This is a genomic window from Rhizobium hidalgonense, from assembly GCF_005862185.2.
In the GTDB taxonomy this organism is placed as follows: domain Bacteria; phylum Pseudomonadota; class Alphaproteobacteria; order Rhizobiales; family Rhizobiaceae; genus Rhizobium; species Rhizobium hidalgonense.
Genome location: NZ_CP054027.1, coordinates 2,938,214 through 2,951,250 on the forward strand (window position 1 = coordinate 2,938,214; position 13,037 = coordinate 2,951,250).

Annotated in this window: 11 protein-coding genes and 1 tRNA gene; 8 read left to right on the plus strand and 4 right to left on the minus strand. The window is 61.5% G+C overall.

What is annotated here, in order from left to right:
- Positions 1 to 28: 28 nt before the first annotated feature.
- From FFM81_RS14190 to FFM81_RS14205, 4 genes are all read right to left on the minus strand, one after another.
- Entirely contained in the window at positions 29 to 1,054 is a 1,026-nt protein-coding gene (locus FFM81_RS14190) for a porin (RefSeq protein WP_025415769.1), read from the minus strand.
- A gap of 591 nt (positions 1,055 to 1,645) precedes the next feature.
- Positions 1,646 to 1,736: transfer RNA gene (locus FFM81_RS14195), tRNA-Ser, on the minus strand.
- 249 nt (positions 1,737 to 1,985) lie between these two features.
- Positions 1,986 to 3,203: an NAD(P)/FAD-dependent oxidoreductase gene (locus tag FFM81_RS14200; RefSeq protein ID WP_025415768.1), complete on the minus strand. Its 1,218-nt coding sequence runs from the start codon at positions 3,201 to 3,203 to the stop codon at positions 1,986 to 1,988.
- 87 nt (positions 3,204 to 3,290) lie between these two features.
- A complete protein-coding gene (locus FFM81_RS14205) occupies positions 3,291 to 4,406 on the minus strand; it encodes a Gfo/Idh/MocA family protein (protein ID WP_025415767.1) in 1,116 nt (371 codons plus the stop codon).
- Between the two features lie 207 nt (positions 4,407 to 4,613).
- Between FFM81_RS14205 and FFM81_RS14210 the strand changes: the two genes are divergently transcribed.
- The 8 genes from FFM81_RS14210 to FFM81_RS14245 all read left to right on the plus strand — a co-directional run bounded on the left by FFM81_RS14210 (position 4,614) and on the right by FFM81_RS14245 (position 13,003).
- Positions 4,614 to 5,489, plus strand: a complete 876-nt coding sequence (locus FFM81_RS14210; RefSeq protein WP_003569199.1) for a MurR/RpiR family transcriptional regulator — start codon at positions 4,614 to 4,616, stop codon at positions 5,487 to 5,489.
- A 93-nt stretch (positions 5,490 to 5,582) separates the two neighbouring features.
- Positions 5,583 to 7,514 (plus strand): bifunctional 5-dehydro-2-deoxygluconokinase/5-dehydro-2-deoxyphosphogluconate aldolase, encoded by a 1,932-nt coding sequence (locus FFM81_RS14215; RefSeq protein ID WP_025415766.1) that lies wholly within the window; start codon positions 5,583 to 5,585, stop codon positions 7,512 to 7,514.
- Positions 7,515 to 7,713: 199 nt separating this feature from the next.
- Positions 7,714 to 9,564, plus strand: a complete 1,851-nt coding sequence (gene iolD / locus FFM81_RS14220) for a 3D-(3,5/4)-trihydroxycyclohexane-1,2-dione acylhydrolase (decyclizing) (RefSeq protein WP_138384807.1) — start codon at positions 7,714 to 7,716, stop codon at positions 9,562 to 9,564.
- A gap of 64 nt (positions 9,565 to 9,628) precedes the next feature.
- On the plus strand, positions 9,629 to 10,546 hold the full coding sequence (gene iolE, locus FFM81_RS14225; protein ID WP_025415764.1) for a myo-inosose-2 dehydratase: 918 nt from the start codon (positions 9,629 to 9,631) through the stop codon (positions 10,544 to 10,546).
- Positions 10,547 to 10,725: 179 nt separating this feature from the next.
- A complete protein-coding gene (iolB, locus tag FFM81_RS14230) occupies positions 10,726 to 11,523 on the plus strand; it encodes a 5-deoxy-glucuronate isomerase (protein ID WP_003569212.1) in 798 nt (265 codons plus the stop codon).
- An 89-nt stretch (positions 11,524 to 11,612) separates the two neighbouring features.
- Positions 11,613 to 11,840 (plus strand): DUF1127 domain-containing protein, encoded by a 228-nt coding sequence (locus FFM81_RS14235; RefSeq protein WP_003569214.1) that lies wholly within the window; start codon positions 11,613 to 11,615, stop codon positions 11,838 to 11,840.
- A gap of 68 nt (positions 11,841 to 11,908) precedes the next feature.
- Positions 11,909 to 12,745 carry a helix-turn-helix transcriptional regulator gene (locus FFM81_RS14240; protein WP_138384806.1) on the plus strand — a complete coding sequence of 279 codons (837 nt, stop codon included), beginning with the start codon at positions 11,909 to 11,911 and terminating at the stop codon, positions 12,743 to 12,745.
- A gap of 96 nt (positions 12,746 to 12,841) precedes the next feature.
- On the plus strand, positions 12,842 to 13,003 hold the full coding sequence (locus FFM81_RS14245) for a hypothetical protein (protein ID WP_003569217.1): 162 nt from the start codon (positions 12,842 to 12,844) through the stop codon (positions 13,001 to 13,003).
- The last annotated feature ends 34 nt before the right edge of the window (positions 13,004 to 13,037 follow it).

Consider the following 13,037-nt stretch of genomic DNA (forward strand, 5'->3'; position numbering starts at 1 on the left):
TTTCCTGATTGACCGAAGTCAGATCAGATTAGAACGAACGCTGCAGACGGAAGTAGCCCGAAGTGGAGTCGTCAGCATCTTCCGGATCGAGGTACTGAACCGAAGCCTTGGCGTAGAAGTTGTCGACGATCTGGTAATCAACCGTCAGACCGACCTTCCAGGCATCGCCGTCGTTGAAATCGCCAGCGGTGACACCGTAGTCGCCGTAGTACTGAACACCAGGGGTGATCTTCAGCTTGTCGGTTGCCTTGATAGCGTATTCGGCAGCGACAGCCCATTCAGCCGCGTTGTAGTAGGCGTTCGGGTTGGTGGAGTAAACAGCAGCGAGACCGAGGGTGCCGGGGCCGATGTCAACCGTACCCATTGCGCGAACGGCACCTTCTTCATTGTCGACGTCGTAGCCGGCAGTGATCTGGTAGCTGAACGCACCAGCCTTGCCGCCGAGACCGACGGCAACGCCGACGTTGTTCGGGGTTTCGCCGTCATAGAACGGACCGTCTTCCAGCTCGTCAACGCTGATGCCAGCGTAGAAGGCGTCGGTTTCATACTGGTAACGGATGGAGTTATGCAGCGTGACCGGAGAACCGATATCGTCGGTTTCGCCGGAGAGGCCGTCGTCCCACCAGCTGTAGAACAGACCGGCGCGGAAGCCAGCGATGTCGAGGTAAGCGGAGTCGAGCTTGGCGCTCTGATCGGTGGCGTTGTCAGCATTGAACTGCATGACGATGACGCCGGTCAGCGGACCGTATTCGGTGTCGCTCTTGGCGGTGAACTGAACCTGGCCGCGAGTAACAGCATCCCAGTCGGAGTCGTTAGGGCGCGTCAGCGAATTGCCCGGACGGTCGCCAACATTGACCTGGAAACGGATGTAACCGTTGATCTTCAGGCAGGTTTCGGTGCCCGGGATGTAGAAGTAGCCGGTGCCGTAAGCGTCGCAGACGCGAACATATTCAACCGGTTCCGGCTCGGCAGCAACGATAGCGTCAGCAGCCTGAGCACCGGAAACTACTGCGAGAGCAGCAGCGGAGCCGAGAAGAAGGCTCTTGATGTTCATAAATGACCTCCAATTCAAAGTTTCGATCGGGTTTGGGATCTTTCGCTGAGCAGCGTTCCCTGCCCCATTCCCGTGTTTCAAGAAGTGGACGATCAGTCGCCCTTGCTTCCGAGGGTGAAAATACAAGACGGCGGCCGTCACGCAATCACCAACTTGCTCGGATGGGGGGTTTGGGGGAGCCTTCCCGACATTCTGTTGCTGAAAGGACACAAGTTGGGCAAGCGGCCGCGATTTCCTTTATGCTTTGTTAAGAAAACGCTGATTTTGCGGCGACTTAGGTAAGATGAACCGGGAACTGGACATGGGCTTCGCAACACATTTGCGACGTTTTTTTGACGAAATCCGGATGCTGGAGGAGATATCTCCACCGCTGCAAGCGTAACCGAAGATGCACCGATCCCATTACAGTGCTTGCCGGGACATGCGAGCGGGCGGTGATTCCCAATGGCGATTCTCTCGCTGGACGCGGAGGGATTTTCTCACCAAGGAGCCATCAAGCCTTGCCGTCCAGCGGTCACGAGCGATCGCCGAAAGCGAAGGCGAATTCTCTGCCTGAAAATTAAGGATCGATCTGAACTGGGAAAATAAAAATGGCGGAGAAGATGGGATTCGAACCCACGATACGCTTTTGACGTATACTCCCTTAGCAGGGGAGCGCCTTCGACCACTCGGCCACCTCTCCGGTGCGGCCTAACTATGGTGACCGGTCTGTGAATGCAAGGGTTTTTTGAACTTTCACCAGAAGAAATACAGCGGCTGGCATTTCGGCTGGGCTGGGCAAAGGGACATTACTCCATACCGGTGATCAGCCGAATTTGACCGCGCGTCGCTTCGACGGCGAAGCTGAGCTTCGCCGTCCCGCGTTCGATAGGATTGGTGACCCCAGCATGGCGTCCCGCCGGGGTGATCCCTTGCGGAATCGGTTTCCGGCTCAGCCGAGCAGACGCTTGAGATCGGCTGAGGGGTCGGCGAGAATCGCTCTGTCGGGGTTGATCCCGGATTCCAGCAGCTTTTTGCCGGTCACATAGGCTTTGGCGTCATTGATGGCATCGACGGCAATCAGCAGACCTTTTTTAAAGTACCAGATAGAATGGGCACCTTCGCGGGCGCCGGGGCGCAGCAGCGTTTCGTCGTAGCCGAGATTGAAGCCGGCGATCTGCAGCTTGACGTCATACTGGTCGGACCAGAACCACGGCTTCGGATCATATGGCTCGCTGCCGCCGGCGATGACGGCTGCCGCCGCTTCGGCCTGGTCGACGGCGTTCTGCACCGATTCGAGCCTGATGCGGCCACCCTGCCAAGGAAGGGCCGCGCAATCGCCGGCGGCAAAGATCGCCGGATCGGAGGTGCGGGCGAATTCGTCGACGACAACGCCGTTGGCGACTTCGAGGCCGGCTTCGTTGGCGAGCTGGTCATTCGGTACGACGCCGATGCCGACGATGGCAAAGTCGATGTCGATGACCGATCCGTCGGAAAGTGCCGCGCCGGTGACGCGGCCATCCTTGCCGACCAGATGCTTGAGCCCGGTTTTCTCGCGGATCACTACGTCGTGGGTCTCATGGATCCCGCGCATGATGTCGGCGGTTTCCTTCGCCGCGACGCGTTGCAGGATGCGGTCGGCCATCTCGATGACCGTGACCTCAAGGCCGAGGTGGCGGGCAACGGCTGCCGCCTCCAGACCGATATAACCGCCGCCTATGATAAGGACGCGGCGACCGGGGCGCATCTCCTCGGCGAGCAGATCGGCGTCGCGCTTGTCGCGAGCGACATAGACACCTTCCAGATCGCCGCCGATTGCCGCGGGCAGCCGGCGCGGTGTCGCGCCGGTGGCCAGCGCCAGCGTGTCGTAATCGAGAACGGAGCCATCCTGCAGCAGAACCTGCTTGTTGTCGGGCTTGATCTGCTCGACCCATGTGGAAAGGCGAAGATCGACATCATTCTCCGCATACCAATTCTCGGCGCGGAACAGCAGGCGGTCGAAGCTCATTTCGCCGAGCAGATATTTCTTCGAAAGCGGCGGTCGCTGGTACGGAGCGACGTCTTCGACGCCGATAAGGGTGATCGGGCGCATGTCCTTCAAGCCACGCAGCTTGGCCGCCAATGCGAAACCGGCCTGCCCCGCGCCGATGATCACCAGTCTATCCGTCACGATCCCACTCCTGAAACTGCGCCCGACAACAACGCCAAGGCCTATTCCCTGCTCTGCGCGCCGTCAACGGAAAGCGGCTTCTTACCTTCAGCCGATCTCGATCCAGCGACGCTCGTGGAACGACTGTGCCATGGCATGCACCGACTTCTCTATCCTGAGACCGTCTTTAAATGTCACGATCGACGACGGCTCCCCCGATATTGCCCGGATCAGCTCGCGGCATTCGATGATCTTCAGATCGTTGAAGCCGAGACCGTGGCCGGGCGCCGGGATGAAGCGATCATAAGGCCGATGGGCGGGCGCCGCCAGTATCTTGCGGAAACCCTGTTCGGAACCGCGACCATCCGCCTGGTAGAGGTCGAATTCGTTCATCCGCTCCTGGTCATAGACGATCGAGCCATTCGAACCATAGATCTGGAGGGCAATGCGGCCCTTGCGGCCCCAGGCGGCGCGGTTGGCCATCAACACGGCGGAGATGCCGCCGCCAAGCCGCATCAGCACGTTGGCGCCATCGTGATTTTCGACGGGGCGGCGGCCACCCTCGCTCAGCGGGCGGTCGGCATAGGGCCTCACCATGTCTGTAATGACCGCCTCGACATGGCCGAACAGATACCAGAGCATCGACAGCGGGTGTACCGCGAAATCATCGAGCGCGCCATAGCCGGCGGCAAGCTCGCTCTTCCAGTAAAAGAAGACATCGGGATCGGCCATGAAATCCTCGTCCATCTCCACGCGGATATGGTTGACCGTGCCGATGGCGCCCTCACCAATAAGCGTCTTGATGTGCCGCATGACGGGATTCTGAATGTAATTATAGCCAAGCGCTGCAACCTTGCCGGAACCCCTCGCCGTTTCCAGCATGCGCTCGGCATCGGCATAGGCCGGTGCCATCGGCTTTTCGCACCAGACGTGTTTGCCGGCTTGAAGGGCTGCAATCGCCATCTCGGGATGGAACTGGTTGGGCGTCGTGACGGAGACGACGTCGACCTCGGGATCGGCAATCAGGTCCCGCCAATCGGCCGTCGCCTTCTCGAAGCCGAATTCGCCGGCACGCGCCTCAGCCAGCCCGGCATTGGCTTCGGCAAGATGCACGAGACGCGGGCGCTCGACATCGCCGAACACCGTCTTCACCGCATTCCACGCCAGCGCATGGCACTTGCCCATATAGCCGGTGCCGATCAAACCGATGCCGAGTGGCTTCATTTCCGTCTCCTCCAGGAACTGCGCGGCGATTTTTGGAATATTTGGATCATTTTGACAAGGGACCCTCCGCCGGCGTTTGCAGGCTCTCTCCGGATTTATTGTTTAAAAGTGTTGAATTACAGGTGATTAAAAACAATTAGGCGTACCGTTTGAAATCGTCTATGTTCGGCAATATGGAATATTTGTTTCATATCGTGAGCCGCGAGCATGGATAACGACCCTCAGAGGCAGGCGCGTGTGCCGCGCGATTTCGAAAGCCTGCGCAGCACCATCATCGAGCGCAAGGCGAACATGCCGAAGCGGCTGGCGCAGGTCGCCGCCTTCGCGCTCGGCAATCCCGATGAAATCGCCTTCGGCACGACGGCAAGCATTGCGGCTGCCTCCGACGTCCAGCCTTCAACGCTGGTGCGGCTGGCGCATCATCTGGGTTACGGAGGTTTCTCCGACCTGCAGAGCATCTTTCGTGAAAGGCTGCGCGACCGCACGCTGAGTTATGAGGAGCGGCTCGTCACGCTGGAGCAGGCGAGCGGCGACGACGAGGACGCGAATCTGCTCTCCGGCTTCATTGCCGCGGCCAGCCAGTCGGTCAACCGGCTGGCGGCGACGGTGCAGAGCGATACGTTTACGAAAGCAGTGGATATCCTTGCCGCCGCCGAGACGATCTATCTGATCGCCAAACGGCGCTCTTACCCGTTGACGGCGCACATGACCTACGCTTTTTCCAAGCTCAACATCCGCCACCAGATCGTCGCCTCGCCGAACGGCGTCGACCCTGAGATGGTGCAGTTCGCAACGCCGAAAGATGCGGCGATCGCGGCGAGTTTCTCGCCCTATGCGGCCGACAGCCTCAGCCAGAGCCAGGAGCTTGCCGACCGCGGCGTCCCCGTCATCGCCATCACCGATTCGGCCTTCTCGCCACTTGCCGCCTGCGCCACGCACTGGTTCGAGGTGGCTGAGGCCGATTTCGCCGGCTTCCGCTCGCTGTCAGCCTCGATGGCGCTGACCATGGCGCTGCCGGTGGCCATCGCCGAGCGGCGGCGCAAGCGTCAGCATTCAAAAGCTGGAAAAGCGAAAATGGAATAAACATTCCGAATTGACAAAATATCGGAACCGATGTTTCATTATTGACAAATTCGCAGGCACTGGAAGCCGCGCAAAATCTAGTGGGAGGACATCATGGTACAATCGAATCCGGGCTCACAGCCGGAGCCGGCGCTTGATGTAATCACCATCGGCCGTTCCTCGGTCGATCTTTACGGTCAGCAGATCGGTTCGCGGCTGGAGGATATCGGCTCCTTCGCCAAATCCGTCGGCGGCTGCCCGGCCAACATCGCCATCGGCACGGCGCGGCTCGGCCTCAAATCCGGCCTCATCACCCGCGTCGGCGACGAGCAGATGGGGCGCTTCATCCGCGAGCAGTCGGCGCGCGAAGGGGTCGCGACAGACGGCATCGTCACCGACAAGGAGCGGCTGACGGCGCTGGTGCTGCTTGCGGTCGAGGCCGAGGGCGTGTCGCCGATGATCTTCTATCGGTCGGATTGCGCCGACATGGGGCTCGATGAAGGCGATATCGACGAAGATTTCATCAAGTCGTCGCGCGCCGTTCTCGTTTCCGGCACGCATTTCTCCCGACCGAATACCGAGGCCGCGCAACGCAAGGCGATCCGCATCGCCAAGGCGAACGGCCGCAAGGTGATCTTCGACATCGACTACCGGCCGAACCTCTGGGGCCTTGCCGGCCATGCGGAAGGCTTCGAGCGCTACGTGAAGTCCGATCGGGTTTCCTCGAAGATGAAAGAAACGCTGCCGGATTGCGATCTCATCGTCGGCACCGAAGAGGAAATCCTGATCGCTTCCGGCGCCGACGACGTGCTCGGCGCGCTGAAGGAGATCCGCCGCCTGTCGCCGGCAACGATCGTGCTCAAGCGCGGCGCCATGGGATGCATCGTTTATGACGGGCCAATCGCCGACGACCTCGAAGCCGGCATCGTCGGCGAGGGCTTTCCGATCGAAGTCTTCAACGTGCTTGGCGCCGGCGATGCATTCATGTCCGGTTTCCTGCGCGGCTTCCTGCGCGATGAACCGCTGAAGACCTGCGCCACCTGGGCCAATGCCTGCGGCGCCTTCGCCGTCTCCCGCCTGCTCTGCTCGCCGGAATATCCGACCTGGGCGGAACTCGACTTCTTCCTGAAGACCGGCAGCAAACATCGGGCGCTGCGCAAGGACGAAGAGATCAACCATATCCATTGGGCATCGACCCGGCGCGGCGACATCCCGCTGCTGATGGCGCTGGCGATCGACCATCGTTCACAGCTCGTCAGCGTCGCCGACGAACTCGGCGTCGGCCACGACAAGATCGTCGCCTTCAAGCGACTGGCAGTCTCGGCAGCGGCACGCGTTTCGAACGGCCGCGACGGCTACGGCATGCTGCTCGACGAACGCTTCGGCCGCGACGCCTTTTTCGATGCGGCGACGAAGAATTTCTCCTGGATCGGCCGGCCGGTGGAATTGCCGGGCTCGAAGCCGCTGCGCTTCGAATTCAGCCAGGATATCGGCTCCCAGCTTGTCGAATGGCCGCTCGGCCATTGCATCAAGTGCCTATGCTTCTATCATCCCGACGATCCGGCCGAATTGAAGAGCGAGCAGCAGGAGAAGCTACGCACACTGTTCGAGGCATCCCGCAAGGTCGGGCGCGAGCTGCTGGTGGAGATCATCGCCGGCAAGAACGGGCCTCTCACCGACGACACGATCGCGACCGCGCTGGAAGAGCTCTATGCACTCGGCATCAAGCCGGACTGGTGGAAGCTGGAGCCTCAGGCCTCGAGCGAAGCCTGGAAAAAGATCAATGCGGTGATCGCCAAAAATGATCCATGGTGCCGCGGTATCGTGCTCTTGGGCCTCGAGGCGCCCGCCGACGAGCTGATCTCCTGCTTCGAGGCGACGCTGGCGGCTCCCTCCGTGAAGGGCTTTGCCGTCGGCCGGACGATCTTTGCCGATGCGGCGCGGGCCTGGCTCTCGGGTGGGATGAACGATGAGGAGGCCATCGCCGACATGGCGGGCCGCTTCCGGCAGCTGACAGAGGCGTGGTTGAAGACCCGCGCGCATTAACAGGAAGAACCCCTCCCCAACCCCTCCCCACAAGGGGAAGGGACTTAACTTGAGGCGCCGCCTCGTACTAGGCGGCAACCGTCCTGCTGGAAGAGACGCTGCAATATGCGTGAACAGCACGGCAGGTTAGCCCCTCCCCCTTGTGGGGAGGGGTTGGGGCGGGGAAGATAGACGAAAGCTAAAAGTTCGGGAGGCCCCGATGGGCAAGACGACACGGTTAACGATGGCGCAGGCCGTCGCGCATTTCCTCAAAAAACAGATGACCGTCGTGGACGGCAAGAAGGTGCCGATCTTCGGCGGCGTCTGGGCGATCTTCGGTCACGGCAACGTCGCCGGCATCGGCGAGGCGCTCTATCAGGTGCGCGGCGAACTGACCACCTATCGCGCCCACAATGAACAGGGCATGGCGCATGCCGCGATCGCCTATGCCAAGGCGAATTTCCGCACGCGCTTCATGGCGTGCACGACCTCGATCGGCCCCGGCGCGCTGAACATGGTAACGGCCGCGGGCGTGGCACACGTCAATCGTATTCCCGTTCTCTTCCTGCCGGGCGACGTCTTCGCCAACCGCGCACCGGATCCGGTGCTGCAGCAGATCGAGGATTTCGGCGACGGCACGGTTTCGGCCAATGACGCCTTCCGTCCGGTTTCGCGTTATTTCGACCGCATCACCCGCCCCGAGCAGATCATTTCGGCGCTGAAGCGCGCCATGCAGGTCCTGACCGATCCGCTCGATTGCGGCCCGGTGACCTTGTCGCTCTGCCAGGACGTTCAGGCTGAAGCCTTCGATTATCCGGTAAGCCTGTTCGATGAAAAAGTCTGGACGACCCGCAGGCCGCAGCCGGATGCGGACGAGCTGGCCAATGCCATCGCGCTGATCAAGGCTTCGCAAAAGCCGGTGATCGTTGCCGGCGGCGGTGTGCTCTATTCGCAGGCGACGAAGGAACTTGCCGCCTTTGCCGAGGCCCACGCCATTCCCGTCGTCGTCACCCAGGCTGGCAAGTCGTCGATCGACGAGACACTCCCGCTGGCGCTCGGCTCGGTTGGCGTCACCGGCACATCGGCGGCGAATGCAATCGCCGAAGAGACGGACCTGGTCATTGCCGTCGGCACGCGCTGCCAGGATTTCACCACCGGCTCCTGGTCGCTGTTCAAGAACGACAACCTTAATATGATCGGCCTCAATATCGCCGCCTATGACGCGGTGAAACACGACAGCCATCCGCTGGTGACTGACGCCCGCGAAGGGCTGAAGGCACTTTCGGCAGGGCTTTCCGGCTGGAAGGCGCCGGCTGCATTGGCCGAAAAGGCCGCGGCGGAGAAGAAGGTGTGGATGGAGGCCACTGTCAGGGCGATGGCAACGACCAATGCCGCCCTGCCCTCCGATGCGCAGGTGATTGGTGCGGTGGTGCGTTCGATCGGCGGCGACAACACGACGCTGCTTTGCGCTGCGGGCGGCCTTCCCGGCGAATTGCACAAGCTCTGGCCGGCAACGACGCCCGGCACCTATCACATGGAGTACGGCTTTTCCTGCATGGGCTACGAGATCGCCGGCGGGCTCGGCGCCAAGATGGCGCGTCCGGAACGAGATGTCGTCGTCATGGTCGGCGACGGTTCCTACATGATGATGAATTCCGAGATCGCGACTTCGGTTATGCTCGGCCTCAAGCTCAACATCGTCGTACTCGACAATCGCGGCTATGGCTGCATCAACCGGCTGCAGATGGGAACCGGCGGCGCCAACTTCAACAATCTGCTCAAGGACTCCTATCACGAGGTGATGCCGGAGATCGATTTCCGCGCCCATGCCGAGAGCATGGGGGCGATCGCCGTCAAGGTCGGATCGATCGCCGAACTGGAGCAGGCGATCACTGATTCGAAGAAAAACGACCGCACCTCGGTCTTCGTCATCGACACCGATCCGCTGATCACGACGGATGCCGGCGGCCACTGGTGGGACGTCGCAGTGCCTGAGGTCAGCCCGCGCGGCGAGGTCAACAGAGCCCATGAGGCCTATGTCAAAGCGCGCGCTGCTCAGCGCGTCGGTTGATCGATTGCTATGATTTCCGGGGGAGCGGAAGCGCTCCTCCGCACTATTTTCAAGGAGATTACTGATGAAGGCCAAACTCGGCATGTCGCCCATCGCGTGGTGGAACGACGACCTTCCGGAACTTAGCGACGATGTATCGCTGGAGGAATGCCTGCGGCAATCGCGCGGCGCCGGTTTCACCGGCATGGAGCAAGGCCGCCGTTTCCCCAGCAATCCCGAGGAGATGCTGCCTATCCTGCGCGCCGCCGACGTGACGCTGTGCGGCGGCTGGTTCTCGGGCACGCTGGTCAACGAGGAGCTTGCGGCCAACAAGGACCGCATCGCGCCGATGATCGAGCTATTCAAGGCGGTCAATGCGCCGTGCATCGTCTATGGCGAAGTCGGCCGTTCCATCCAGGGCGACCGCTCCAAGCCGCTCGCCACCAAGCCGCGCCTTTCCGACGACGAGATGAAGGCCTATGGGCGCCGCGTCACCGAGTTCGGCGAATGGTGCGCCGAACAGGGCATGCCGCTCTCCTATCACCATCACATGGCCGCCGTGGTCGAAACCGAGCCGGAACTCGACGCCTTCATGCGCGCTTCGGGCGAAGGCATTCCGCTGCTGCTCGATGCCGGCCATCTCGCCTTTGCCCGCGGCGACGTGCTGCGAGCCATCGACAATCACCACGCCCGCATCAACCATGTTCACGTCAAGGACATCCGCAAGGCTGTCGTTGACGGGCTTGACCGCAGCCGGCAGTCCTTCCTCGACGCGGTGGCGCTCGGCGCCTTCACCGTGCCAGGCGACGGCTCGCTTGATTTCGGCGCCATCGTCCAACGGCTCGCCGATCACGGCTATGAAGGCTGGTTCGTCGTCGAAGCCGAACAGGATCCACGCAAGGCGCCGCCGCAGAAAATGGCCGAGATCGGCCATGCGGAATTGATGCGCGTGATGACGGCGGCGGGATATAGCGTGGAAACCGAAGGCTTTCCGAAGGGATAAGGGAGAGGCCTTGCGGGACTGCTGGAGCAAGTTGTCCCCTCATCCGCCCTCCGGGCACCTTCTCCCCCAGGGGAGAAGGGGAAAAGAGACGGCGCGGCATATCCCTTCTCCCCTCGGGGAGAAGGTGGCGGCAGCCGGACGAGGGGGCCGCGCCCACTAACTTACGAGGAGAATCACCAATGCCAAACCTCAAGGTGAAACCATCCGGCACGCATGGCCGTGTCACCCATGTCACCCCTGAGAATGCCGGCTGGACCTATGTCGGTTTCGATCTGCATCGGATGAAACCGGGCGAGACGGTTTCGGGAGAGACCGGCGATCGGGAAGTCTGCCTCGTTTGGGTGACCGGCAAGGGCAAGGCCTCGGCCGGCACAAAGGATTTCGGCACGCTCGGCGGCCGCATGAGCCCGTTCGAGGGCGCGCCGCATTCGCTCTACATCCCGATGGAATCGACGTGGTCGGTGACGGCGGAAACCGATCTGGAACTCGCCGTCTGCTCGGCGCCCGGCGGCGGCACCTACCAGGCCAAGGAAATTCCGCCCGGCACGCATCCGCAGGTCACGCGCGGCAAGGGCACAAATGTGCGCTACGTCAATAATATCATGCCGGAGGACGACAGCTCGGCGCATTCGCTGCTTGTCGTCGAGGTGATCACGCCGGGTGGCCATACCTCCTCCTATCCGCCGCACAAACACGACCAGGACGACCTGCCGAACGAGAGCTTCCTGGAAGAGACCTATTACCATCGCCTCAACCCGCCGCAGGGCTTCGGTTTCCAGCGCGTCTACACCGACGATCGATCGCTCGACGAAGCGATGGCGGTCGAGGACGGCGACGTGACGCTGGTGCCGAAGGGCTATCACCCCTGCGCCGCAACTCACGGCTACGATCTCTATTATCTCAACGTCATGGCCGGGCCGAAGCGGATCTGGAAATTCCACAATGCCGTTGAGCACGAGTGGCTGATTAAGGCGTGAGGGATACCGCAGATCGCTAAATAATCTGACAGCGCCCAGCCGCCGCTGATGGTTCACTGCCTCCATCCAAACAAGGATGGAGGCTCATCATGCATAGCTCGAACTTCACGATACCGGCCCGCAACACCCGCTCTTCGCGTCCTATGCGGCCCGGCCTGCTTCATGCAACAGTCACGGCAGTCCGCTGGCTGGCGCGCAAGATCGACGAACGGCGCAACTGCAATGCGCTGATGGAACTCTCCGACGAGCAATTGAAGGATATCGGCCTTTCCAGGGGGCAGACAGAAAGCGACGTTCACGTCTATAGTCGCTACTGAAATACAGGCATCAGTTGTGATATTGTGCCCAGGCCGCCTTGTGGCGGCCTGTGTGACCGGGACATGAGATGTCGCAGTTTTCAACAGCACCGCTCCTGAAAACGAAGATGGTCACCATTCGTGATATCGTCTGCAACGGCGCGTGCCGCCATAAGAGCGACGAGGAATGCGCCCACAAGACGAGCCTCGTCTATCCCTATCGCGGTGTCTTCATGCGGCATGTCGGCCGCAACGACACGGTGGCCGAAGCCAATCAGGTGCTGTTTTTCAATGCCGGCCAGAGCTATCGCATCAGCCATCCGATTGAGGGCGGCGATGCCTGCATCGACCTGGCGATCGACGAGGCCATGCTCGAAGAGCTCGCACCGAAGGAGCAGGTGCAGGCCGGCCCGGCTTTTTCCTTCCGCCGCCAGCGCCGGCGGATCGATCCGCGGGCACAGGCCCTGGTCGCTTTGCTGCGTCACGGTCTCAGCCGCAACATCGCCGAGACGCTGGAGGTAGAAACACTGGCGCTGACGCTGGTGCGCCGCTCGCTCGGCGAGCGCACGTCACATGCGGCCGGCGCCAGCGCCGGCCGGCAGAAACTCGTCGACCGGGCAAAGCTGGTGCTGTCCTCCGATCTTGCCCGGCGCTGGACACTTGCGGAAATCGCCTCCGAGGTCGGCGTCTCACCCGTCTATCTCACCCAGGTTTTCCAACAGGTCGAGGCCACACCGCTTTACCGCTACCAGCTCAGGCTACGACTTGCCCGCGCCCTCGACCTGCTCGGCCAGTACGAGGATCTGACGGCGCTCGGCCTCGATCTCGGCTTTTCCAGCCACAGCCATTTCAGCGCCTCCTTCAAGCAGGCCTTCGGGCAAAGCCCGGGCGAATTTCAGCGCGCGGCGCAGCTGCGGCGAAGATGAAGATCGATCGCTAAAGATTTCGACAGCGGCAATGCGGTCTTCGATGATCTTATCAGCCTGTCCCGATCCGGGGACGATCAATCGGAGGATCATCTGATGAAGAAGACGACGTGCGCTGCCTGCGACTGCGAACTCGGCGCGGAAACCATCACCGTCAAGCTCGGCGGCAAGACCGTCGAGGTCTGCTGCCAGGAATGCGCCGAGGCGCTGGACGAGGCAGAAGCCGCAACAGCGGCTGCTGCAACTGGCAAGGAATAGGGCATATCAGGCAAAAGCCGCGCTGGAGAGCACG

Excerpts from the sequence above, each read along its gene's own strand:
- FFM81_RS14235 (WP_003569214.1), top strand. The coding sequence starts at position 11,613 with ATGCATAGCTCGAACTTCACGATACCGGCCCGCAACACCCGCTCTTCG.
- iolB (WP_003569212.1), top strand. The coding sequence starts at position 10,726 with ATGCCAAACCTCAAGGTGAAACCATCCGGCACGCATGGCCGTGTCACC.
- FFM81_RS14215 (WP_025415766.1), top strand. The coding sequence starts at position 5,583 with ATGGTACAATCGAATCCGGGCTCACAGCCGGAGCCGGCGCTTGATGTA.
- FFM81_RS14205 (WP_025415767.1), bottom strand. The coding sequence starts at position 4,406 with ATGAAGCCACTCGGCATCGGTTTGATCGGCACCGGCTATATGGGCAAG.
- FFM81_RS14245 (WP_003569217.1), top strand. The coding sequence starts at position 12,842 with ATGAAGAAGACGACGTGCGCTGCCTGCGACTGCGAACTCGGCGCGGAA.
- FFM81_RS14210 (WP_003569199.1), top strand. The coding sequence starts at position 4,614 with ATGGATAACGACCCTCAGAGGCAGGCGCGTGTGCCGCGCGATTTCGAA.
- iolD (WP_138384807.1), top strand. The coding sequence starts at position 7,714 with ATGGGCAAGACGACACGGTTAACGATGGCGCAGGCCGTCGCGCATTTC.
- iolE (WP_025415764.1), top strand. The coding sequence starts at position 9,629 with ATGAAGGCCAAACTCGGCATGTCGCCCATCGCGTGGTGGAACGACGAC.
- FFM81_RS14240 (WP_138384806.1), top strand. The coding sequence starts at position 11,909 with ATGTCGCAGTTTTCAACAGCACCGCTCCTGAAAACGAAGATGGTCACC.
- FFM81_RS14190 (WP_025415769.1), bottom strand. The coding sequence starts at position 1,054 with ATGAACATCAAGAGCCTTCTTCTCGGCTCCGCTGCTGCTCTCGCAGTA.